This is a genomic window from Pseudomonas sp. SED1 (assembly GCF_034044025.1).
Lineage (GTDB): Bacteria > Pseudomonadota > Gammaproteobacteria > Pseudomonadales > Pseudomonadaceae > Aquipseudomonas.
Genome location: NZ_JAXCIS010000140.1, coordinates 1 through 21461 on the forward strand (window position 1 = coordinate 1; position 21461 = coordinate 21461).

Below are 21461 nucleotides of genomic sequence, written 5' to 3' on the forward strand. Positions count from 1 at the left end.
GGAAAGTATGACGAGCGCCCTTCAAGCGTCATCAATGCTAAAGTCCGGCCATTTCTATGCAATGGGCCTATGCATGGCTATCATGCGTGCCTCATTGTGAGGCGGGACTTGCATGCTGACGTTGTTGAAACTTCTAAAAGATGGTCGATTCCACTCCGGGGAAGCGCTTGGTGCTGCCTTGGGCGTCAGTCGCAGCGCTGTATGGAAGCAGCTTCAACATCTCGAGGCGGAATTGAATCTACCTATCCATAAAGTTCGCGGTAGGGGATATCAATTGGCGACGCCCCTGGTTTTGTTGAGTGCTGATGAAATTGCTCGGCATGTGCCGGTTCCCGCATGGCCTGTTCATATATCAGACTCCATTGACTCTACTAATGCCGAAGCGTTGCGTCTTATCGAGGCTGGGCGCACTGCGCCGTTTCTCGTGCTTTCAGAGCAGCAAACTGCCGGCAGGGGACGGCGAGGGCGAAAGTGGGTAAGTCCTTTCGCTCAAAACGTGTATTACAGCCTCGTGTTGCGGATCGATGGCGGCATGCGTCAGTTGGAGGGCCTAAGCCTGGTAGTCGGGCTGGCAGTTATGCAGGCCCTACGGGATGCGGGTGTTCGCAATGCTGGGTTGAAGTGGCCAAATGACGTTTTGGTGGGCCAGAAAAAGATCGCCGGGATTCTCCTGGAGCTGATCGGGGATCCCGCCGACGTTTGTCATGTCGTCCTCGGTATCGGCATTAATGTGAATATGCAGAAAGCGGATGAGGTCGATCAGCAATGGACCTCCATGCAGTTGGAGGCCGGCAGTGCTGTTGATCGTAACTACCTGGTAGCGCGTCTTGGCGTGCAACTGCAGGCTTATCTTGATCGCCATCAGGCGTCCGGCTTTTCCGCGATCCAGGGTGAGTGGGAGCAGAACCATTTATGGCAGGGTCGGCCGGTCTCGCTCATCGCGGGTGTGAATAAGATTGATGGAGTGGTATTGGGAATCGACGGGCAAGGTGCATTACGGTTGAGCGTGGACGGTGTCGAAAAAGTATATAGCGGCGGTGAGCTAAGCCTGAGGTTGCGTGATGATTCTTGAGCTCGACTGTGGGAATAGCTTTATCAAATGGCGTGTGCTTGAGTCGGATAAGGCTCGGATCTTTGCAGAGGGCGTCGTTGGTTCAGATGCCTCGTTGATCGACAGTCTGCTCGCTCTCACGGGGCTCGCGCTAAGGGATTGTCGGCTGGTGAGTGTCCGCGCCCTGGATGAGACGAATCAGTTGGTGGCTACCTTGGTGGAGGCGTTTGGCGTGAAAGTCCTCTGTGCTGCTTCGGCAAGGCAGATGGGCGGGGTCCGGAACGGATACGAAGACTTCGAACGCCTTGGGTTGGACCGCTGGCTCGCCATGCTGGGTGGTTTTCAGTTGGCCTCGGGCGCGTGCCTGGTGCTCGATTTTGGCACCGCGGCAACAGCTGACTTCATTGCTGCGGACGGTGAGCATCTCGGAGGCTTTATTTGTCCCGGTATGCCGCTGATGCGTAACCAGTTGCGAACGCATACCCGCAAAATACGCTACGACGATATTGCCGCTGAGCGCGCCCTTGAGGCCTTGTCCCCTGGGCGTACAACCGTAGAGGCAGTAGAGCGCGGCTGTACGCTCATGCTGAGAGGTTTTGTGCTCACGCAGTTGGAATTGGCTCGAAGCTATTGGGGCGCCGATTTCACCGTCTTCCTTACCGGGGGTGATGCTGAATTGGTGGCTGACGCCGTGCCTCACGGGAGACTTGTTCCTGATCTGGTTTTTGTTGGCTTGGCGATGGCGTGCCCTTTGTCCTGAGGTTTTTATGCGTTGGCTGTTTCTGCTTTTGCTGGTCCTCAATGTCTTCTATTACATCTGGCATCAGCAGGAAGCGCCTCTACGGGCTAAAGATGTCACGCCTTTGGCGCTCTATCGCGGCTCTCAGCAAGATATCCGGTTGTTAAGCGAGTCAGCCGATGCGATGGTGCGGCGAGACAGGGTAAAAGCGCCTGACGCGCAGCCTGCATGCCTGTACATCGGCGGCCTGGCCGATCTGAAAGAGGTCCAGTCCGTCGAGCAGCGCCTCACAAGCCTGGATATCAAGGTCAAACTGCAATCTCTGAACTTGCCTGATGCTCCGGGGTACTGGCTGCGAGTAGCCCCTGAAAGCAGGCGCTTGGCCGATGATCTGCCCTTTGAAAACCTTGCTAATGAATTCAATGAGTTAAAACATAAAATAATGCCGTGCGAAGGCATTGCAACCTTCGAATAGTTTGCATAGAATGGCGCCCGCTTCGCAGTGAAGACCTCTTGGTCGACAAGGTGAAGCGAAGGTCAACGCAGCTAACCTCATATTTTTTAATGAGAAAGTGGTTGACAGAAGGCTGGCATGATGTAGAATGCCGGCTCGCTTAGGAGGGGTTCCCGAGCGGCCAAAGGGATCAGACTGTAAATCTGACGTCTACGACTTCGAAGGTTCGAATCCTTCCCCCTCCACCATTTTAGCGTGAGCTGCAAGCTCCGCGGGTATAGTTTAGTGGTAGAACCTCAGCCTTCCAAGCTGATGATGCGGGTTCGATTCCCGCTACCCGCTCCAAGTTTGCAGGTTGTGCAAGTTGTTTCGCTCTTGTAGCTCAGTTGGTAGAGCACACCCTTGGTAAGGGTGAGGTCAGCGGTTCAAATCCGCTCAAGAGCTCCATATAACAAGGCAGATATGAAAATATCTGCCTTTGTTTTAACAGCTACCTCTGATTGATTCTGCGCTCTCTCGTGATTTTGTTTGGGTAGGTTCCAGGTTCGCAGGGGTTTGTTGTTGTAAAGTCTTTTTCAGATCGGCATAATTGTCGGCCTGATTTTGTTTTAGGTCAGTAGCTCAATTGGCAGAGCGACGGTCTCCAAAACCGTAGGTTGGGGGTTCGATTCCCTCCTGACCTGCCAGATTCACTTGGTGTGTCTGGCTTTCTTTTCACAGGATCTTCATAGATGACTCCTAAGGCTGAAGCTCAAGGCTCTCGCTTCGATCTGCTCAAGTGGCTTGTAGTAGTCGCTGTTGTGGTGGTAGGCGTTGTTGGCAACCAGTACTACTCTGCGTCGCCGATCCTGTACCGTGTACTCGCATTGCTCGCCCTTGCTGCTGTCGCTGCCTTTGTTGGCCTGCAGACTGCAAAAGGCAAGTCGTTTGCGGTCCTGGTAAAGGAAGCTCGTACCGAGATCCGTAAAGTCGTTTGGCCGACTCGCCAAGAAACCACGCAGACCACGTTGATTGTGGTAGCTGTTGTTCTGGTTATGGCGTTGCTGTTGTGGGGGCTTGATTCCCTGCTCGGCTGGCTTGTTTCCTTGATTGTTGGCTAAGGGTGTCCCGTGGCTAAGCGTTGGTACGTTGTGCATGCTTACTCGGGTTACGAGAAGCATGTCATGCGCTCTTTGCTAGAGCGCGTAAAGCTGGCAGGCATGGAAGATGGCTTCGGCGAAATTCTGGTTCCCACTGAAGAAGTGGTTGAAATGCGTAATGGCCAGAAACGCAAAAGCGAGCGCAAGTTCTTCCCTGGCTACGTGCTGGTTCAAATGGACATGAATGAGGGTACTTGGCACTTGGTCAAGGACACTCCTCGCGTCATGGGTTTCATCGGCGGTACTGCTGATAAGCCTGCTCCGATCACCGACAAAGAGGCGGAAGCAATTCTGCGTCGTGTTGCTGATGGTAGCGACAAGCCCAAGCCGAAGACGTTGTTCGAGCCGGGTGAGGTTGTTCGTGTCACAGATGGTCCGTTTGCAGATTTTAACGGTACTGTCGAAGAAGTTAACTACGAAAAGAGCCGGATCCAAGTGGCAGTGCTCATTTTCGGTCGCTCTACTCCGGTAGAGCTAGAGTTCAGTCAGGTCGAAAAAGTCTAGCTGAGCAAGCATCCCAACCCCGCAGCCTTAGGCTGTGGGGTTTTGTCGTCACTGGGATAAACGCGCAAGTAACCGGGGAGCCTTTCGAGGCGTTCGAACCCGTAATTGGAGTGCCTCATGGCCAAGAAGATTACCGCTTACATCAAGCTGCAAGTGAAGGCCGCTCAGGCCAACCCGAGCCCACCTGTTGGTCCAGCTTTGGGTCAGCACGGCGTGAACATCATGGAATTCTGCAAGGCCTTCAACGCCCGTACTCAGGGTATTGAGCCAGGTCTGCCGACTCCAGTGATCATCACTGTATACAGCGACCGTAGCTTCACCTTCGAAACCAAGTCGACCCCGGCTTCGGTTCTGTTGAAGAAGGCTGCTGGTCTGACTAGCGGTTCCGCTCGTCCTAACACCGTTAAGGTTGGCACCGTGACCCGTGCTCAGCTGGAAGAAATCGCGAAAACCAAAAACGCGGATCTGACTGCAGCTGATATGGATGCAGCCGTGCGTACCATCGCCGGTTCTGCTCGTAGCATGGGCCTTAACGTGGAGGGTGTGTAATGGCTAAGCTGACCAAGCGCCAAAAGGCTATCGCCGGCAAAATCGAAGCGGGCAAGTCCTACAACTTTGTAGACGCTGCTGCTCTGCTGACCGAGCTGTCGACTGTCAAGTTCAGCGAGTCTGTTGACGTTGCTGTAAACCTGGGCGTTGACCCACGTAAATCCGACCAGGTCGTTCGTAGCGCTACTGTGCTGCCACACGGTACTGGCAAGACTGTACGTGTTGCTGTCTTCACCCAAGGCCCAGCAGCTGAAGCTGCTCTGGCCGCCGGCGCCGATCGCGTTGGCATGGACGACCTGGCTGCCGAAATGAAAGGCGGCGACCTGAACTATGACGTCGTAATTGCTTCCCCGGATGCAATGCGCGTTGTAGGTCAGTTGGGTCAGATCCTCGGTCCACGTGGTCTGATGCCTAACCCTAAAGTCGGCACCGTAACTCCAGACGTAGCTACCGCGGTTAAAAACGCCAAGGCTGGTCAGGTTCGTTATCGCACCGACAAAAACGGCATCATTCACACCTCCGTTGGCAAAGTCGGCTTTGATGCCGTCAAGCTGAAGGAAAACGTTGAAGCTCTGATCGCTGATCTGAAGCGTATCAAGCCAGCTTCCTCGAAAGGTATCTACGTCAAGCGCGTTACCCTGAGCACCACTATGGGCCCAGGTCTGGTCATCGACCAAGGCTCGCTGGACGTATAAGACACAAATTGGCGCAAGTAATTGCGCCAATTGAAAGATTGGGGTCCCTGCCTGGCGGGGGCTATCCAAGACCGTAGGCGACGCAAGTCTTAAACCACAAGCCTACGCAGATGGTGCTCCCGGTTCCTTACCGAATCAGACACCAAAACGACATCCGGCCTAGGCCAGATGAAACGGTAACAAGCAGGAGTTAAACCCGTGGCAATTAATCTCGAAGACAAGAAGGCCATCGTCGCTGAAGTCAACGAGGCTGCCAAAGCTGCTCTGTCCGCTGTCGTGGCTGATGCCCGTGGTGTGACAGTAAGCGCTATGACCGGACTCCGTAAAGAGGCTCGTGAAGCTGGCGTATACGTACGTGTTGTACGTAACACCCTGCTCAAGCGCGCTGTTGCTGGCACTGAATACAGTGTCCTCAACGACGTGTTCACCGGCCCGACCCTGATTGCGTTCTCCACAGATCATCCAGGCGCTGCTGCCCGTTTGTTCAAGGAATTCGCCAAGGGTCAGGACAAGTTCGAGATCAAGGCAGCTGCGTTCGAGGGCAAGTTCCTCGCAGCTAACCAAATCGACGTACTGGCAACACTGCCGACCCGTAACGAAGCTATTTCTCAGCTGATGAGCGTGATTCAAGGCGCTACCAGCAAGTTGGCTCGTACTCTGGCCGCAGTTCGCGAGCAAAAAGAAGCTGCCGCAGCCTAAGGCTGAGCAACTCCTCTCGCGTATTTTTGTTTATTTCGATGGCCGCGTAGGCCGTCCCCCAATTCAGGAATTACAGCAATGTCTATCTCCCAAGACGATATCCTCAACGCCGTAGCTGAAATGTCGGTTCTGCAGGTTGTTGAGCTGATCAAAGCTTTCGAAGAAAAATTCGGTGTTTCCGCTGCCGCTGCTTCCGCTGGCCCAGCTGCTGCTGCAGTTGTTGCTGAAGAGCAAACCGAATTCAACGTCATGCTGCTGGAAGCTGGCGAGAAGAAAGTAAACGTGATCAAGGCAGTACGTGAACTGACCGGTCTGGGCCTGAAAGAAGCCAAGGCAGTAGTTGACGGCGCCCCTGCCCAGGTTCTGGAAGCAGTGTCGAAAGACGCAGCTGACAAAGCTAAAGCAGCGCTGGAAGAAGCAGGCGCTAAAGTCGAGCTGAAGTAAGCATCGACCTTGCGTCTCCAGCCCAAGCGTTAAGCTGAAGGCTGATGGCTGGTGGCTCTTGCCACCGGCCTTTTTCCGTTATTGGCAATCGACTCGGTCGTCGCCTCTAACGCGCTGTAACCACCCGATGCGGTGGCGCAAACCATGGGGTTTGCAAGATTTTCTGGCTGCTCCCGTCGGGAGGGGCCAAACAAGCAGGTGACCAAGCTGGGGAACGCTGATGGCTTACTCATATACTGAGAAAAAACGTATCCGCAAGGACTTTAGCAAGTTGCCGGACGTCATGGATGTCCCGTACCTTCTGGCTATCCAGCTGGATTCGTATCGTGAATTCTTGCAGGCGGGAGCGACCAAAGATCAGTTCCGCGACGTGGGCCTGCATGCGGCCTTCAAATCCGTTTTCCCGATCATCAGCTACTCCGGCAATGCTGCGCTGGAGTACGTCGGTTATCGCCTGGGCGAACCGGCATTTGATGTCAAAGAATGCGTGTTGCGCGGTGTTACGTACGCCGTACCTTTGCGGGTAAAAGTCCGTCTGATCATCTTCGACAAAGAGTCGTCGAACAAAGCGATCAAGGACATCAAAGAGCAAGAAGTCTACATGGGTGAAATCCCCCTGATGACTGAGAACGGTACCTTCGTTATCAACGGTACCGAGCGTGTTATCGTTTCCCAGCTGCACCGTTCCCCGGGCGTGTTCTTCGACCACGACCGCGGCAAGACGCACAGCTCCGGCAAGCTCCTGTACTCCGCGCGGATCATTCCGTACCGTGGTTCGTGGTTGGACTTCGAGTTCGACCCGAAAGACTGCGTGTTCGTGCGTATCGACCGTCGTCGCAAGCTGCCGGCCTCGGTACTGCTGCGCGCGCTCGGCTATACCACTGAGCAAGTGCTGGATGCCTTCTATACCACTAACGTATTCCATGTGAGCGGTGAAACCCTCAGCCTGGAACTGGTGCCTCAGCGCCTGCGTGGTGAGATTGCCGTTCTGGACATCCAGGACGAAAAAGGCAAGGTCATCGTTGAAGCTGGCCGCCGTATTACCGCGCGCCACATCAACCAGATCGAAAAAGCCGGTATCAAGACGCTGGAAGTGCCTCTGGACTACGTCCTGGGTCGCACCACCGCCAAGGTCATCGTGCACCCGGCCACCGGCGAAATCCTGGCTGAATGCAACACCGAGCTGAACACCGAGATCCTGGGCAAGATCGCCAAGTCTCAGGTTGTTCGCATCGAGACCCTGTACACCAACGACATCGACTGCGGTCCGTTCGTCTCTGACACCCTGAAGATCGACTCCACCAGCAACCAATTGGAAGCGCTGGTCGAGATCTATCGCATGATGCGTCCTGGCGAGCCACCAACCAAAGACGCTGCCGAGACCCTGTTCAACAACCTGTTCTTCAGCCCTGAGCGCTATGACCTGTCTGCGGTCGGCCGGATGAAGTTCAACCGTCGTATCGGTCGTACCGAGATCGAAGGTTCGGGCGTGTTGTGCAAGGAAGACATCGTCGCGGTACTGAAGACCCTGGTCGACATCCGTAACGGTAAAGGCATCGTCGATGACATCGACCACCTGGGTAACCGTCGTGTTCGCTGCGTAGGCGAAATGGCTGAGAACCAGTTCCGCGTTGGCCTGGTACGTGTTGAGCGTGCGGTCAAAGAGCGTCTGTCGATGGCAGAAAGCGAAGGCCTGATGCCGCAAGACCTGATCAACGCCAAGCCAGTGGCTGCGGCGGTGAAAGAGTTCTTCGGTTCCAGCCAGCTCTCGCAGTTCATGGACCAGAACAACCCGCTCTCCGAGATCACCCACAAGCGCCGTGTTTCCGCACTGGGCCCGGGCGGTCTGACTCGTGAGCGTGCAGGCTTTGAAGTTCGTGACGTACACCCGACTCACTATGGTCGTGTATGCCCGATTGAAACGCCGGAAGGTCCGAACATCGGCCTGATCAACTCCCTGGCTGCTTATGCGCGCACCAACCAGTACGGCTTCCTTGAGAGCCCGTACCGTGTGGTGAAAGACGCACTGGTCACCGACGAGATCGTGTTCCTGTCCGCCATCGAAGAAGCTGATCACGTGATCGCTCAGGCTTCGGCCACGATGAACGACAAGAAAATGCTGATCGACGAGCTGGTAGCTGTTCGTCACTTGAACGAGTTCACCGTCAAGGCGCCGGAAGACGTCACCTTGATGGACGTTTCGCCGAAGCAGGTAGTTTCGGTTGCAGCGTCGCTGATCCCGTTCCTGGAACACGATGACGCCAACCGTGCGTTGATGGGTTCCAACATGCAGCGTCAAGCTGTACCCACCCTGCGTGCTGACAAGCCGCTGGTAGGTACCGGCATGGAGCGTAACGTAGCCCGTGACTCCGGAGTTTGCGTCGTGGCTCGTCGTGGCGGCGTGATCGACTCCGTTGATGCCAGCCGTATCGTGGTTCGTGTTGCCGATGACGAAGTTGAAACTGGCGAAGCCGGTGTCGACATCTACAACCTGACCAAATACACCCGCTCCAACCAGAACACCTGCATCAACCAGCGTCCGCTGGTAAGCAAGGGTGATCGGGTTCAGCGCAGCGACATCATGGCAGACGGTCCGTCCACCGATATGGGTGAGCTGGCACTGGGTCAGAACATGCGCATCGCGTTCATGGCCTGGAACGGTTACAACTTCGAAGACTCCATCTGCCTGTCCGAGCGTGTGGTTCAGGAAGATCGCTTCACCACGATCCACATTCAGGAACTGACCTGTGTGGCACGTGACACCAAGCTTGGGCCAGAGGAAATCACTGCAGACATCCCGAACGTGGGTGAAGCTGCACTGAACAAGCTGGACGAAGCCGGTATCGTTTACGTAGGTGCTGAAGTTGGCGCAGGCGACATCCTGGTAGGTAAGGTCACTCCGAAAGGCGAGACCCAACTGACTCCGGAAGAGAAACTGTTGCGTGCCATCTTCGGTGAAAAAGCCAGCGACGTTAAAGACACTTCCCTGCGCGTACCTACCGGTACCAAGGGCACTGTCATCGACGTACAGGTCTTCACCCGTGACGGCGTTGAGCGTGATGCTCGTGCACTGTCCATCGAGAAGACCCAACTCGACGAGATCCGCAAGGACCTGAACGAAGAGTTCCGTATCGTTGAAGGCGCGACTTTCGAACGTCTGCGTTCCGCCCTGGTAGGCCACAAGGCTGAAGGCGGCGCAGGTCTGAAGAAAGGTCAGGACATCACCGACGAAGTTCTCGACGGTCTTGAGCACGGCCAGTGGTTCAAACTGCGCATGGCTGAAGATGCTCTGAACGAGCAGCTCGAGAAGGCTCAGGCCTACATCGTTGATCGCCGCCGTCTGCTGGACGACAAGTTCGAAGACAAGAAGCGCAAACTGCAGCAGGGCGATGACCTGGCTCCAGGCGTGCTGAAAATCGTCAAGGTTTACCTGGCAATCCGTCGCCGCATCCAGCCGGGCGACAAGATGGCCGGTCGTCACGGTAACAAAGGTGTGGTCTCTGTGATCATGCCGGTTGAAGACATGCCGCACGATGCCAATGGCACCCCGGTCGACGTCGTCCTCAACCCGTTGGGCGTACCTTCGCGTATGAACGTTGGTCAGATCCTTGAAACCCACCTGGGCCTCGCGGCCAAAGGTCTGGGCGAGAAGATCAACCGTATGATCGAAGAGCAGCGCAAGGTTGCTGACCTGCGTAAGTTCCTGCACGAGATCTACAACGAGATCGGCGGTCGTAACGAAGAGCTGGACACCTTCACCGACCAGGAAATCCTGGATCTGGCGAAGAACCTGCGTGGTGGCGTTCCAATGGCTACTCCGGTGTTCGACGGTGCCAAGGAAAGCGAAATCAAGGCCATGCTGAAACTGGCAGACCTGCCAGAAAGCGGCCAGATGCAGCTGTTCGACGGCCGTACCGGCAACAAGTTTGAGCGCCCGGTTACTGTTGGCTACATGTACATGCTGAAGCTGAACCACTTGGTAGACGACAAGATGCACGCTCGTTCTACCGGTTCGTACAGCCTGGTTACCCAGCAGCCGCTGGGTGGTAAGGCTCAGTTCGGTGGTCAGCGTTTCGGGGAGATGGAGGTCTGGGCACTGGAAGCATACGGTGCTGCTTACACTCTGCAAGAAATGCTCACAGTGAAGTCGGACGATGTGAACGGTCGGACCAAGATGTACAAAAACATCGTGGACGGCGATCACCGTATGGAGCCGGGCATGCCCGAGTCTTTCAACGTGTTGATCAAAGAAATTCGTTCCCTCGGCATCGATATCGATCTGGAAACCGAATAACACGTGACGCGAATCGAGAGCGGGGCTGCTTAGCCCGCTCTCTGCTCCGCCAGGAGGAAAGGCCTTGAAAGACCTACTGAATTTGCTGAAAAACCAGGGTCAAGTCGAAGAGTTCGACGCCATCCGTATTGGATTGGCATCGCCTGAGATGATCCGTTCGTGGTCGTTCGGTGAAGTTAAAAAGCCGGAAACCATTAACTACCGTACGTTCAAACCAGAACGTGACGGCCTGTTCTGCGCCAAGATCTTTGGCCCGGTAAAGGATTACGAGTGCCTGTGCGGTAAGTACAAGCGCTTGAAGCACCGTGGTGTGATCTGCGAGAAGTGCGGCGTTGAAGTTGCACTGGCCAAGGTTCGTCGTGAGCGCATGGCGCACATCGAACTGGCTTCGCCGGTTGCCCATATCTGGTTCCTGAAATCGCTGCCGTCCCGTATCGGCTTGCTGATGGACATGACCCTGCGTGATATCGAACGCGTTCTCTACTTCGAGAGCTACGTCGTTATCGATCCAGGCATGACCACCCTTGAAAAGGGTCAGTTGCTGAATGACGAGCAGTACTTCGAAGCGCTGGAAGAGTTCGGCGACGATTTCGATGCTCGCATGGGTGCCGAAGCCGTCCGCGAACTGCTGCACGCTATCGACCTGGAACACGAGATTGGCCGTCTGCGTGAAGAGATTCCGCAAACCAACTCCGAAACCAAGATCAAGAAACTGTCCAAGCGTCTGAAGTTGATGGAAGCCTTCCAGGGTTCCGGCAACTTGCCAGAGTGGATGGTGCTGACCGTTCTGCCGGTTCTGCCGCCAGACCTGCGTCCGCTGGTACCGTTGGATGGCGGTCGCTTCGCGACTTCCGACCTCAACGATCTGTACCGTCGCGTGATCAACCGTAACAACCGCTTGAAGCGTCTGCTCGATCTGTCCGCTCCGGACATCATCGTGCGCAACGAAAAGCGTATGTTGCAAGAAGCTGTCGATGCCTTGCTCGACAACGGTCGTCGTGGCCGCGCTATCACCGGTTCGAACAAGCGTCCTCTGAAATCCTTGGCTGACATGATCAAGGGTAAGCAAGGTCGTTTCCGTCAGAACTTGCTCGGTAAGCGTGTTGACTACTCCGGTCGTTCGGTAATTACCGTAGGCCCGACCCTGCGTCTGCACCAGTGCGGTCTGCCGAAGAAGATGGCTCTCGAGCTGTTCAAACCGTTCATTTTCGGCAAGCTGGAAATGCGTGGTCTCGCGACCACCATCAAAGCCGCCAAGAAAATGGTCGAGCGCGAACTGCCAGAGGTTTGGGACGTTCTTGCTGAAGTGATCCGTGAACACCCGGTTCTCCTCAACCGTGCACCGACCCTTCACCGTCTGGGTATCCAGGCGTTTGAACCGGTACTGATCGAAGGTAAGGCTATCCAGCTGCACCCTCTGGTCTGTGCTGCGTACAACGCCGACTTCGACGGCGACCAAATGGCCGTGCACGTACCGCTGACGCTGGAAGCCCAGTTGGAAGCGCGTGCGTTGATGATGTCGACCAACAACATTCTGTCGCCAGCCAACGGTGAGCCAATCATCGTTCCGTCGCAGGACGTTGTATTGGGTCTGTACTACATGACTCGTGAAGCGATCAACGCCAAGGGCGAAGGTCGTGTGTTCGCGGATCTGCAGGAAGTTGACCGTGTGTTCCGTGCCGGCGAAGCCGCACTGCATGCCAAGGTTAAAGTCCGCATCCACGAAACGATCAACGATCGTGACGGTGGCAGCGTCAAGAACACCCGTATCGTCGACACCACTGTCGGCCGTGCGCTGTTGTTCCAGGTTGTTCCACCTGGCCTGTCATACGACGTGGTCAACCAGCCAATGAAGAAAAAGGCGATCTCCAAGCTGATCAACCAGTGCTACCGCGTGGTTGGTTTGAAAGAGACCGTTATCTTCGCTGACCAGTTGATGTACACCGGTTTTGCTTATTCGACCATTTCCGGCGTTTCCATCGGTGTTAACGACTTCGTTATCCCGGACGAGAAAGCCGCCATCATCGGTGCTGCTACCGATGAAGTGAAAGAGATCGAAAGCCAGTACGCCTCCGGCCTGGTAACCCAGGGCGAGAAGTACAACAAAGTGATCGACCTTTGGTCCAAGGCCAACGACGAAGTGTCGAAGGCGATGATGTCGAACCTCTCGAAAGAGCGCGTTATCGACCGTCATGGCGTAGAAGTCGATCAAGAGTCCTTCAACTCGATGTACATGATGGCCGACTCGGGCGCACGGGGTTCTGCTGCGCAGATCCGTCAGCTCGCCGGTATGCGTGGCCTGATGGCCAAGCCGGACGGTTCCATCATCGAAACGCCAATTACTGCGAACTTCCGTGAAGGTTTGAGCGTACTTCAGTACTTCATCTCCACTCACGGTGCTCGTAAAGGTCTGGCGGATACCGCGTTGAAAACCGCTAACTCCGGTTACCTGACTCGTCGTCTGGTAGACGTTGCGCAAGACTTGGTTGTGACTGAAGTTGACTGCGGTACCGAACACGGTCTGCTGATGACTCCGCACATCGAAGGCGGCGACGTTGTAGAGCCGTTGGGTGAGCGCGTACTGGGTCGAGTAATCGCCCGTGACGTATTCAAGCCTGGTACCGAGGAAATCATCGTTCCTGCCGGCACTCTGGTAGATGAGAAGTGGGTCGAGTTCATCGAACTCAACAGCATCGACGAAGTGATTGTTCGCTCGCCGATCAGCTGCGAAACCCGCTACGGCATTTGCGCCAAGTGCTACGGCCGTGACTTGGCTCGTGGTCACCAGGTGAACATCGGTGAAGCGGTCGGCGTTATCGCTGCCCAGTCCATCGGTGAGCCGGGTACCCAGCTGACCATGCGTACGTTCCACATCGGTGGTGCGGCAAGCCGGACCTCCGCAGCTGATAGCGTTCAGGTGAAGAATGGCGGTACCGTCCGTCTGCACAACCTGAAGCACGTTGAGCGAGTGGATGGCCACCTGGTTGCTGTGTCCCGTTCCGGTGAGCTGGCAATCGCTGATGACTACGGTCGTGAGCGCGAGCGTTACAAGCTGCCGTACGGTGCTGTGATTTCGGTTAAAGAAGGTGACAAGGTCGACGCTGGCGCAATCGTGGCCAAGTGGGATCCGCACACTCACCCAATCGTTACCGAAATGAAAGGTACCGTGACCTACGTGGGCATGGAAGAAGGCATCACGATCAAGCGTCAGACTGACGAATTGACCGGTATGACCAACATTGAAGTACTCGACGCCAAAGACCGTCCAGCTGCAGGCAAAGATATCCGTCCTGCTGTGAAGATGGTTGATGACAACGGCAAGGATCTGTTGCTGCCAGGCACTGACGTTATCGCTCAGTACTTCCTGCCAGCCAACGCCTTGGTCGGTGTTGCGGATGGTGCGAAGATCGCGATCGGTGATGTTATCGCTCGTATCCCGCAAGAAACTTCGAAGACCCGTGACATCACCGGTGGTCTGCCGCGTGTTGCCGACTTGTTCGAAGCTCGTCGTCCGAAAGAAGCGTCGATTCTGGCTGAAGTCAGCGGCACCATCGCGTTCGGTAAAGAGACCAAGGGCAAGCGCCGTCTGGTCATTACCCCGAACGACGGTAGCGATCCGTACGAAGAGCTGATTCCGAAGTGGCGTCACCTGAACGTCTTCGAAGGCGAACAGGTAAACCGCGGCGAAGTTATCTCCGACGGCCCGAGCGATCCACACGACATCCTGCGTCTGCTGGGTGTGAGTGCGCTGGCCAAGTACATCGTTAACGAGATCCAGGACGTTTATCGTCTGCAAGGCGTGAAGATCAACGATAAGCACATCGAGACCATCCTGCGTCAGATGCTGCGTAAAGTTGAAATCGCTGAATCCGGCGATTCGAGTTTCATCAAGGGCGACCAGATGGAACTGACTCACGTACTGGTAGAGAACGAGCGTCTGGCTGGCGACGAGAAATTCGTTTCCAAGTTCACTCGTGTGTTGCTGGGTATCACCAAGGCGTCGTTGTCCACTGAGTCGTTCATCTCGGCGGCCTCCTTCCAGGAGACCACTCGTGTACTGACCGAAGCAGCGGTAACCGGCAAGCGCGACTACCTGCGCGGCCTGAAAGAAAACGTGGTTGTGGGTCGACTGATCCCGGCCGGTACCGGCTTGGCCTACCACAGCGAGCGTAAGCGCCGCCGTGAACTCGACAAGCCGCTGCGCGTAAGCGCCAGTGAAGTGGAAGCTGCACTGACCGAAGCGCTGAACTCAAGCGGTAACTGAGTTCTGCAGTAAATAAGACCGGGCCCTGGCAGCCCCGTTCGTCGGATCGAGACAGAATTGTCCCGGTTCGATGGAGGGGGAGGTCGGGGCCTTGCCTTGACTGGGGGCAAGATCCTCTTTAGACTCTTGTACCCCTAAATTTGGCGGGAATTCGTTCCTGCCATTTTGCTTTTCTTGCAAGACAATAGCGTCGCAAGACAACAGTGGAGCTAGTAGATGGCAACTATCAACCAGCTGGTACGTCAGCCGCGTAAGCGTATCGTCGAGAAATCCGACGTGCCTGCGCTGCAGAACTGCCCGCAACGTCGTGGCGTATGCACTCGCGTGTATACCACTACGCCGAAAAAACCTAACTCGGCACTGCGTAAAGTATGCCGTGTGCGTCTGACCAACGGTTTCGAGGTTTCCTCGTACATCGGTGGTGAAGGCCACAACCTGCAAGAGCACAGCGTGGTACTGATCCGCGGCGGTCGTGTAAAAGACTTGCCAGGTGTTCGTTACCACACCGTACGCGGCTCCTTGGATACTTCCGGCGTTAAAGGTCGTAACCAGGGTCGTTCGAAGTACGGTACCAAGAAGCCTAAGTAGTAGCGGCTTTTTGTAAAACTGAATCATCTTATTTTCTGAGTCGATAAGAGTAAGGTCGGAGGCGTCCCGAAAGGGCACTAATTCCGAGCGAACCTGAAGACCGTTTGAGGGCTTATCCATGCCAAGAAGACGCGTAGCAGCCAAGCGCGAAGTGCTTGACGATCCAAAATACGGAAGCCAAATTCTGGCCAAGTTCATGAACCACGTGATGGAAAGCGGCAAGAAAGCCGTTGCCGAGCGTATCGTTTATGGCGCGCTGGAAAAGGTTAAAGAACGCAAGAACAGCGACCCCCTGGAAATCTTCGAGAAAGCTCTCGACGCCATCGCTCCGCTGGTCGAAGTGAAGTCGCGCCGTGTAGGCGGTGCTACTTACCAGGTTCCGGTTGAAGTTCGCCCGTCCCGTCGTAACGCTTTGGCAATGCGCTGGTTGGTAGACTTCGCCCGTAAGCGCGGCGAGAAGTCTATGGCCCTGCGTTTGGCTGGCGAACTGTTGGACGCTGCTGAAGGTAAAGGTGCTGCTGTTAAGAAGCGTGAAGACGTGCACCGTATGGCTGAAGCCAACAAAGCTTTCTCGCACTACCGCTTCTAATTCTAGCTTCACTAATTTTGCGAGGGCTTTATGGCTCGTACTACTCCGATTAGTCGCTACCGTAACATCGGTATCGTCGCTCACGTGGATGCTGGTAAAACCACCACCACCGAGCGCGTCCTTTTTTACACCGGCAAAAGTCACAAGATGGGCGAGGTGCATGACGGCGCCGCGACCACAGACTGGATGGTTCAGGAGCAGGAGCGTGGTATTACCATTACTTCTGCTGCTATTACCGCCTTCTGGAAAGGTTCCGAGAAGCAGTACAAAGATGAGCACCGCTTCAACGTAATCGATACCCCGGGCCACGTAGACTTCACCATTGAAGTTGAACGTTCCCTGCGCGTACTCGACGGCGCTGTCGTTGTGTTCTGCGGCACCTCGGGTGTTGAGCCTCAGTCGGAAACCGTATGGCGTCAAGCCAACAAATACGGCGTTCCACGTCTTGTTTACGTAAACAAGATGGACCGTGCTGGTGCGAACTTCCTGCGCGTGATCGGTCAGATCAAGCAGCGTCTGGGTCACACCCCGGTACCAATCCAGTTGGCTATCGGTTCCGAAGACAACTTCCAGGGCCAGATCGATCTGGTGACCATGGAAGCTGTTTACTGGAACGACGCCGACAAAGGTATGGTTCCTGTTCGCAAGCCTATCCCTGCTGAACTGCAGGAATTGGCTGACGAGTGGCGCAACAACATGGTTGAAGCTGCGGCCGAAGCCAACGAAGAACTGATGAACAAGTACCTCGAAGGTGAAGAACTCACCAACGCGGAAATCAAGGCCGCTCTGCGTCAGCGTACTATCGCTGGTGAGATCGTCTTGGCTGTTTGCGGTTCCTCGTTCAAGAACAAGGGCGTTCCCCTGGTTCTCGATGCTGTGATCGACTACCTGCCGGCCCCAGTGGATATTCCTGCCATCAAGGGTACTGACCCGGATGACGAGACTATCGAGCTGGAGCGTCATGCAGACGACGCAGAACCGTTCTCCGCTCTGGCATTTAAAATTGCCACTGACCCATTCGTGGGTACCTTGACCTTCGTCCGCGTTTACTCGGGCGTGTTGAACTCCGGCGACGGCGTGATCAACTCGGTTAAAGGCAAGAAAGAGCGCGTGGGTCGTATGGTGCAAATGCACGCAAACGCCCGCGAAGAGATCAAGGAAGTACGCGCTGGTGACATCGCGGCCTTGATCGGCATGAAGGACGTCACCACTGGTGAAACCTTGTGCAACGCTGACAAGCCAATCATCCTGGTTCGCATGGACTTCCCGGAGCCGGTTATTTCGGTTGCCGTTGAGCCTAAGACCAAGGATGACCAGGAAAAAATGGGTATCGCTCTGGGCAAGCTCGCTCAGGAGGATCCATCTTTCCGCGTCAAGACTGATGAAGAGACTGGTCAAACGATCATCTCCGGCATGGGCGAGCTTCACCTGGACATCCTGGTTGACCGGATGCGCCGTGAGTTCAACGTCGAAGCCAACATCGGTAAGCCTCAGGTTTCCTATCGTGAGCGCATCACGAAGAACTGTGAAATCGAAGGCAAATTCGTTCGTCAATCCGGCGGTCGTGGCCAGTTCGGCCATTGCTGGATCCGTTTTGCTCCTGCTGATGAAGGTCAGGAAGGTCTGCAATTCGTGAACGAAGTAGTGGGCGGTGTTGTTCCTAAGGAATACATCCCGGCTATCCAGAAGGGTATCGAAGAGCAGATGAAGAACGGTGTTGTTGCCGGCTATCCGCTCATCGGCCTGAAGGCGACCGTTTTTGACGGTTCTTACCACGACGTCGACTCCAACGAGATGGCGTTTAAGGTGGCTGCTTCCATGGCTACCAAGCAACTGGCCCAGAAGGGCGGTGGTGAGTTGCTTGAGCCAATCATGGCAGTAGAAGTCGTTACGCCTGAAGACTACATGGGTGACGTGATGGGCGACCTTAACCGTCGTCGCGGCATGATCTTGGGTATGGAAGATACGGTTTCCGGCAAAGTGATTCGTGCCGAGGTTCCGTTGGGCGAGATGTTCGGTTATGCGACCGACGTTCGTTCCATGTCTCAGGGTCGCGCAAGCTACTCTATGGAATTCAAAAAATACAACACAGCTCCGGCGCACATCGCTGAAACTGTATCCAAAAAACAAGGCTGATTCAGTCCTTTAGGCAAGGAGTTAATTGTCGTGGCTAAAGAAAAATTTGATCGTTCCCTACCGCACGTCAACGTTGGCACCATCGGTCACGTTGACCACGGTAAAACTACGCTGACTGCTGCTCTGACTCGTGTTTGCTCCGAAATTTTCGGTTCGGCTATCGTTGACTTCGACAAGATCGACAGCGCGCCAGAAGAAAAAGCTCGTGGTATCACCATCAACACTGCTCACGTTGAATACAACTCGCTGATCCGTCACTACGCTCACGTTGACTGCCCAGGTCACGCTGACTATGTGAAGAACATGATCACCGGTGCTGCCCAAATGGACGGCGCGATCCTGGTTTGTTCGGCCGCTGATGGCCCGATGCCGCAAACCCGTGAGCACATCCTGCTGTCCCGTCAGGTTGGCGTTCCGTACATCGTGGTTTACCTGAACAAGGCTGACCTGGTAGACGACGCTGAGCTGCTGGAACTGGTTGAGATGGAAGTGCGCGATCTGCTGAGCACTTACGACTTCCCAGGCGACGACACTCCGATCATCATCGGTTCTGCTCGTATGGCTCTGGAAGGCAAAGACGACAACGAAATGGGCACCACTTCCGTACGGAAACTGGTTGAGACTCTGGACAGCTACATCCCAGACCCAGTACGTGTTATCGACAAGCCGTTCCTGATGCCAATCGAAGACGTATTCTCGATCTCGGGTCGCGGTACTGTTGTGACTGGTCGTATCGAGCGCGGTATCGTTAAGGTTCAAGATCCACTGGAAATCGTTGGTCTGCGTGACACTACCGTCACCACCTGCACCGGTGTTGAAATGTTCCGTAAACTGCTCGACGAAGGTCGTGCAGGCGAGAACTGCGGCGTTCTGCTGCGTGGTACCAAGCGTGACGACGTTGAGCGTGGCCAGGTTCTGGTTAAGCCAGGCTCGGTTAAGCCGCACACTACCTTCGAAGCTGAAGTTTACGTGTTGAGCAAAGAAGAAGGCGGTCGTCACACTCCGTTCTTCAAAGGCTACCGTCCACAGTTCTACTTCCGGACCACAGACGTGACCGGTAACTGCGAACTGCCGGAAGGCGTTGAAATGGTAATGCCAGGCGACAACATCAAAATGGTTGTCACCCTGATCAAAACCATCGCAATGGAAGATGGTCTGCGTTTCGCTATCCGTGAAGGCGGTCGTACCGTCGGCGCTGGCGTCGTAGCCAAAATCATCGCTTAATAAGTGATGACTTGAAAAAGCCCCCGCTTAGCGGGGGCTTTTTTATTGAGTTGACACCCATATGGGGCGTCTATAGAATTGCGCCTCCTTTTAACGGGCGTGTTGCGCTCGCTGGGAATAGCAGCCGGAGTCTGAAATCCAATGGCAAATCAGCAAATTCGTATCAGGTTGAAGGCTTTTGACCACAAACTGATCGACCAATCCACCCAGGAAATCGTGGAAACCGCGAAACGTACTGGTGCTCAAGTGCGTGGTCCAATTCCACTGCCTACCCGTAAAGAGCGGTTCACCGTTCTGGTCTCCCCGCACGTCAACAAAGACGCGCGTGACCAGTACGAGATCCGTACTCATAAGCGCGTGCTGGACATCGTCCTGCCAACGGATAAAACCGTTGATGCACTTATGAAGCTTGATCTGGCGGCCGGTGTGGAAGTACAGATCAGCCTCGGCTAAGACTTGGGTCTTAGTCGTGTAACGCTCTGAAATGGGCGGCCATAGCGGGTGAAAGCCCCGTACACTCATGAGGTTTACAACATGACTATTGGTGTAGTCGGTCGTAAATGCGGTATGACCCGTATTTTCACCGAAGAAGGTGTCTCCATTCCGGTTACGGTCATTGAGATCGAACCGAATCGCGTCACCCAGTTTAAAACTGAAGAAACCGATGGCTATCGTGCAGTGCAAGTCACTGTCGGCGAGCGTCGTGCTTCGCGTGTGACTGCTGCTCAAGCAGGTCACTTCGCTAAAGCAAACGTTGCAGCTGGTCGTACTGTTATGGAGTTCCGTCTTGAAGACGGCGACTACCAGGCTGGCGATCTGATCAACGCTGAGATCTTCGCCGCTGGTCAACTGGTTGATGTAACCGGTCAGTCCAAGGGTAAAGGCTTCCAGGGTACGATCAAGCGTTGGAATTTCCGTGGCCAAGACAACACTCACGGTAACTCCGTTTCCCACCGCGTCCCGGGCTCTATTGGCCAGTGCCAGACTCCTGGTCGTGTATTCAAGGGCAAAAAAATGTCCGGTCATATGGGCGCTGAGCGCGTGACCGTGCAGTCCCTCGAAGTAGTGCGCGTCGACGCTGAACGCAATCTGTTGTTGGTCAAGGGTGCTGTTCCTGGCGCTACTGGCGGCAACCTGGTTGTACGTCCAGCGGCCAAGGCTCGCGGTTAAGGGGAAGCTGACATGCAATTAAATGTAAATGACGCTCAAGCGATCGAAGTTTCCGAACTGACATTTGGCGGCGAATTCAACGAGACGCTGGTTCACCAAGCAGTCGTGGCCTACATGGCCGGCGGCCGTCAAGGTAGCAAGCAGCAAAAGACCCGTTCCGACGTTCGTGGTGGCGGTAAGCGCCCTTGGCGTCAGAAAGGTACTGGCCGCGCTCGTGCCGGTACTATCCGTAGCCCAATTTGGCGTGGCGGCGGTACCACTTTCGCAGCACGTCCACAGGATCACACCCAGAAGCTCAACAAGAAGATGTATCGCGCAGCACTGCGCTCCATCCTTGCTGAACTCGTGCGTACTGATCGTCTGGTCGTGGTTCAGGACTTCGCTGTTGAAGCGCCGAAAACCAAAGATCTGCTGAACAAGCTGAACGGCATGGGCCTGACTGACGTCCTGATCGTGTCTGAAGCTGTTGATCAGAACCTGTACCTGGCTGCTCGCAACCTGCCACACGTTGATGTACGTGACGTGCAAGGTTCCGATCCAGTTAGTCTGATCGCATACGACAAGGTGTTGATCACCGTGTCGGCCGTGAAGAAATTCGAGGAGCTGCTGGGATGAACCAGGAACGCGTATTTAAAGTTCTGCTTGGCCCGCACGTTTCCGAAAAGGCTACGGTTCTGGCTGACAAGAAAGGCCAGTTCGTTTTCAAGGTTGCAACTGACGCAACCAAGCTGGAAATCAAGAAGGCCGTCGAAAGCCTGTTCAGCGTGAAAGTAGAGCGTGTTACTACCCTGAATGTTCTGGGTAAGAGCAAGCGCACTGCTCGCGGTCTGGGCAAGCGTAATGACTGGAAGAAGGCAGTTATCTCCCTTCAGCCAGGCCAAGATCTCGATTTCAGCAGCAGTGCTGAGTAAGGAAGGGGTGC

Annotated in this window: 19 protein-coding genes and 4 tRNA genes; all 23 read left to right on the forward strand. The window is 55.1% G+C overall.

Annotated elements, in window-relative coordinates; all coding sequences use genetic code 11:
* The first annotated feature begins 112 nt into the window (after positions 1–112).
* The 23 genes from birA (at position 113) to rplW (ending at position 21450) form a co-directional block, all read left to right on the forward strand.
* Positions 113–1072 (forward strand): bifunctional biotin--[acetyl-CoA-carboxylase] ligase/biotin operon repressor BirA, encoded by a 960-nt coding sequence (gene birA, locus SNL23_RS17560; protein ID WP_318302960.1) that lies wholly within the window; start codon positions 113–115, stop codon positions 1070–1072.
* Positions 1062–1811, forward strand: coding sequence for a pantothenate kinase (locus tag SNL23_RS17565; RefSeq protein WP_318302962.1), 750 nt, complete (start codon positions 1062–1064; stop codon positions 1809–1811). The genes birA and SNL23_RS17565 overlap by 11 nt, the downstream gene beginning before the upstream one ends.
* Before the next feature lie 7 nt (positions 1812–1818).
* Positions 1819–2265, forward strand: a complete 447-nt coding sequence (locus tag SNL23_RS17570; RefSeq protein WP_318302963.1) for a hypothetical protein — start codon at positions 1819–1821, stop codon at positions 2263–2265.
* A 142-nt stretch (positions 2266–2407) separates the two neighbouring features.
* Positions 2408–2492 (forward strand) — tRNA-Tyr (locus tag SNL23_RS17575).
* A gap of 23 nt (positions 2493–2515) precedes the next feature.
* A tRNA-Gly gene (locus SNL23_RS17580) sits at positions 2516–2589 on the forward strand.
* A 26-nt stretch (positions 2590–2615) separates the two neighbouring features.
* Positions 2616–2691, forward strand: a tRNA-Thr gene (locus SNL23_RS17585).
* A 163-nt stretch (positions 2692–2854) separates the two neighbouring features.
* A tRNA-Trp gene (locus SNL23_RS17590) sits at positions 2855–2930 on the forward strand.
* A gap of 45 nt (positions 2931–2975) precedes the next feature.
* Complete coding sequence (gene secE / locus SNL23_RS17595; RefSeq protein WP_076016471.1) at positions 2976–3344, forward strand: preprotein translocase subunit SecE; 369 nt, start codon at positions 2976–2978, stop codon at positions 3342–3344.
* Positions 3345–3353: 9 nt separating this feature from the next.
* On the forward strand, positions 3354–3887 hold the full coding sequence (gene nusG, locus SNL23_RS17600; protein WP_003176436.1) for a transcription termination/antitermination protein NusG: 534 nt from the start codon (positions 3354–3356) through the stop codon (positions 3885–3887).
* 117 nt (positions 3888–4004) lie between these two features.
* Complete coding sequence (gene rplK, locus SNL23_RS17605) at positions 4005–4436, forward strand: 50S ribosomal protein L11 (RefSeq protein ID WP_003210097.1); 432 nt, start codon at positions 4005–4007, stop codon at positions 4434–4436.
* Complete coding sequence (gene rplA / locus SNL23_RS17610) at positions 4436–5131, forward strand: 50S ribosomal protein L1 (RefSeq protein ID WP_003176434.1); 696 nt, start codon at positions 4436–4438, stop codon at positions 5129–5131. The genes rplK and rplA overlap by 1 nt, the downstream gene beginning before the upstream one ends.
* Before the next feature lie 198 nt (positions 5132–5329).
* Positions 5330–5830, forward strand: coding sequence for a 50S ribosomal protein L10 (gene rplJ / locus SNL23_RS17615; RefSeq protein ID WP_076016470.1), 501 nt, complete (start codon positions 5330–5332; stop codon positions 5828–5830).
* Between the two features lie 78 nt (positions 5831–5908).
* Entirely contained in the window at positions 5909–6274 is a 366-nt protein-coding gene (rplL, locus tag SNL23_RS17620; protein WP_318302964.1) for a 50S ribosomal protein L7/L12, read from the forward strand.
* A 220-nt stretch (positions 6275–6494) separates the two neighbouring features.
* Positions 6495–10568, forward strand: a complete 4074-nt coding sequence (gene rpoB / locus SNL23_RS17625; protein WP_076016468.1) for a DNA-directed RNA polymerase subunit beta — start codon at positions 6495–6497, stop codon at positions 10566–10568.
* Positions 10569–10632: 64 nt separating this feature from the next.
* The gene (gene rpoC, locus SNL23_RS17630) at positions 10633–14832 is read left to right on the forward strand and encodes a DNA-directed RNA polymerase subunit beta' (protein WP_076016467.1); all 4200 of its coding nucleotides are present in this window, start codon (positions 10633–10635) and stop codon (positions 14830–14832) included.
* 216 nt (positions 14833–15048) lie between these two features.
* Complete coding sequence (gene rpsL / locus SNL23_RS17635) at positions 15049–15420, forward strand: 30S ribosomal protein S12 (protein WP_002555494.1); 372 nt, start codon at positions 15049–15051, stop codon at positions 15418–15420.
* A gap of 118 nt (positions 15421–15538) precedes the next feature.
* The gene (gene rpsG, locus SNL23_RS17640) at positions 15539–16009 is read left to right on the forward strand and encodes a 30S ribosomal protein S7 (RefSeq protein WP_002555493.1); all 471 of its coding nucleotides are present in this window, start codon (positions 15539–15541) and stop codon (positions 16007–16009) included.
* 30 nt (positions 16010–16039) lie between these two features.
* Entirely contained in the window at positions 16040–18145 is a 2106-nt protein-coding gene (gene fusA, locus SNL23_RS17645; protein ID WP_076016466.1) for an elongation factor G, read from the forward strand.
* Positions 18146–18175: 30 nt separating this feature from the next.
* A complete protein-coding gene (tuf, locus tag SNL23_RS17650; protein ID WP_048724879.1) occupies positions 18176–19369 on the forward strand; it encodes an elongation factor Tu in 1194 nt (397 codons plus the stop codon).
* Positions 19370–19510: 141 nt separating this feature from the next.
* Positions 19511–19822 (forward strand): 30S ribosomal protein S10, encoded by a 312-nt coding sequence (rpsJ, locus tag SNL23_RS17655; RefSeq protein ID WP_003210084.1) that lies wholly within the window; start codon positions 19511–19513, stop codon positions 19820–19822.
* Positions 19823–19903: 81 nt separating this feature from the next.
* Positions 19904–20539: a 50S ribosomal protein L3 gene (rplC, locus tag SNL23_RS17660; RefSeq protein WP_003194649.1), complete on the forward strand. Its 636-nt coding sequence runs from the start codon at positions 19904–19906 to the stop codon at positions 20537–20539.
* A 12-nt stretch (positions 20540–20551) separates the two neighbouring features.
* Positions 20552–21154 carry a 50S ribosomal protein L4 gene (gene rplD, locus SNL23_RS17665; protein ID WP_003210082.1) on the forward strand — a complete coding sequence of 201 codons (603 nt, stop codon included), beginning with the start codon at positions 20552–20554 and terminating at the stop codon, positions 21152–21154.
* Positions 21151–21450, forward strand: a complete 300-nt coding sequence (gene rplW, locus SNL23_RS17670) for a 50S ribosomal protein L23 (RefSeq protein ID WP_002555488.1) — start codon at positions 21151–21153, stop codon at positions 21448–21450. Before rplD ends, rplW begins: the two co-directional genes overlap by 4 nt.
* Positions 21451–21461 lie beyond the last annotated feature (11 nt).

Bases quoted from the DNA above. Each gene is read 5' to 3' on its own strand.
- birA (WP_318302960.1), top strand. From the start codon at position 113: ATGCTGACGTTGTTGAAACTTCTAAAAGATGGTCGATTCCACTCCGGG.
- SNL23_RS17565 (WP_318302962.1), top strand. From the start codon at position 1,062: ATGATTCTTGAGCTCGACTGTGGGAATAGCTTTATCAAATGGCGTGTG.
- SNL23_RS17570 (WP_318302963.1), top strand. From the start codon at position 1,819: ATGCGTTGGCTGTTTCTGCTTTTGCTGGTCCTCAATGTCTTCTATTAC.
- secE (WP_076016471.1), top strand. From the start codon at position 2,976: ATGACTCCTAAGGCTGAAGCTCAAGGCTCTCGCTTCGATCTGCTCAAG.
- rplK (WP_003210097.1), top strand. From the start codon at position 4,005: ATGGCCAAGAAGATTACCGCTTACATCAAGCTGCAAGTGAAGGCCGCT.
- rplA (WP_003176434.1), top strand. From the start codon at position 4,436: ATGGCTAAGCTGACCAAGCGCCAAAAGGCTATCGCCGGCAAAATCGAA.
- rplL (WP_318302964.1), top strand. From the start codon at position 5,909: ATGTCTATCTCCCAAGACGATATCCTCAACGCCGTAGCTGAAATGTCG.
- rpoB (WP_076016468.1), top strand. From the start codon at position 6,495: ATGGCTTACTCATATACTGAGAAAAAACGTATCCGCAAGGACTTTAGC.
- rpsL (WP_002555494.1), top strand. From the start codon at position 15,049: ATGGCAACTATCAACCAGCTGGTACGTCAGCCGCGTAAGCGTATCGTC.
- rpsG (WP_002555493.1), top strand. From the start codon at position 15,539: ATGCCAAGAAGACGCGTAGCAGCCAAGCGCGAAGTGCTTGACGATCCA.
- fusA (WP_076016466.1), top strand. From the start codon at position 16,040: ATGGCTCGTACTACTCCGATTAGTCGCTACCGTAACATCGGTATCGTC.
- rpsJ (WP_003210084.1), top strand. From the start codon at position 19,511: ATGGCAAATCAGCAAATTCGTATCAGGTTGAAGGCTTTTGACCACAAA.
- rplC (WP_003194649.1), top strand. From the start codon at position 19,904: ATGACTATTGGTGTAGTCGGTCGTAAATGCGGTATGACCCGTATTTTC.
- rplD (WP_003210082.1), top strand. From the start codon at position 20,552: ATGCAATTAAATGTAAATGACGCTCAAGCGATCGAAGTTTCCGAACTG.
- rplW (WP_002555488.1), top strand. From the start codon at position 21,151: ATGAACCAGGAACGCGTATTTAAAGTTCTGCTTGGCCCGCACGTTTCC.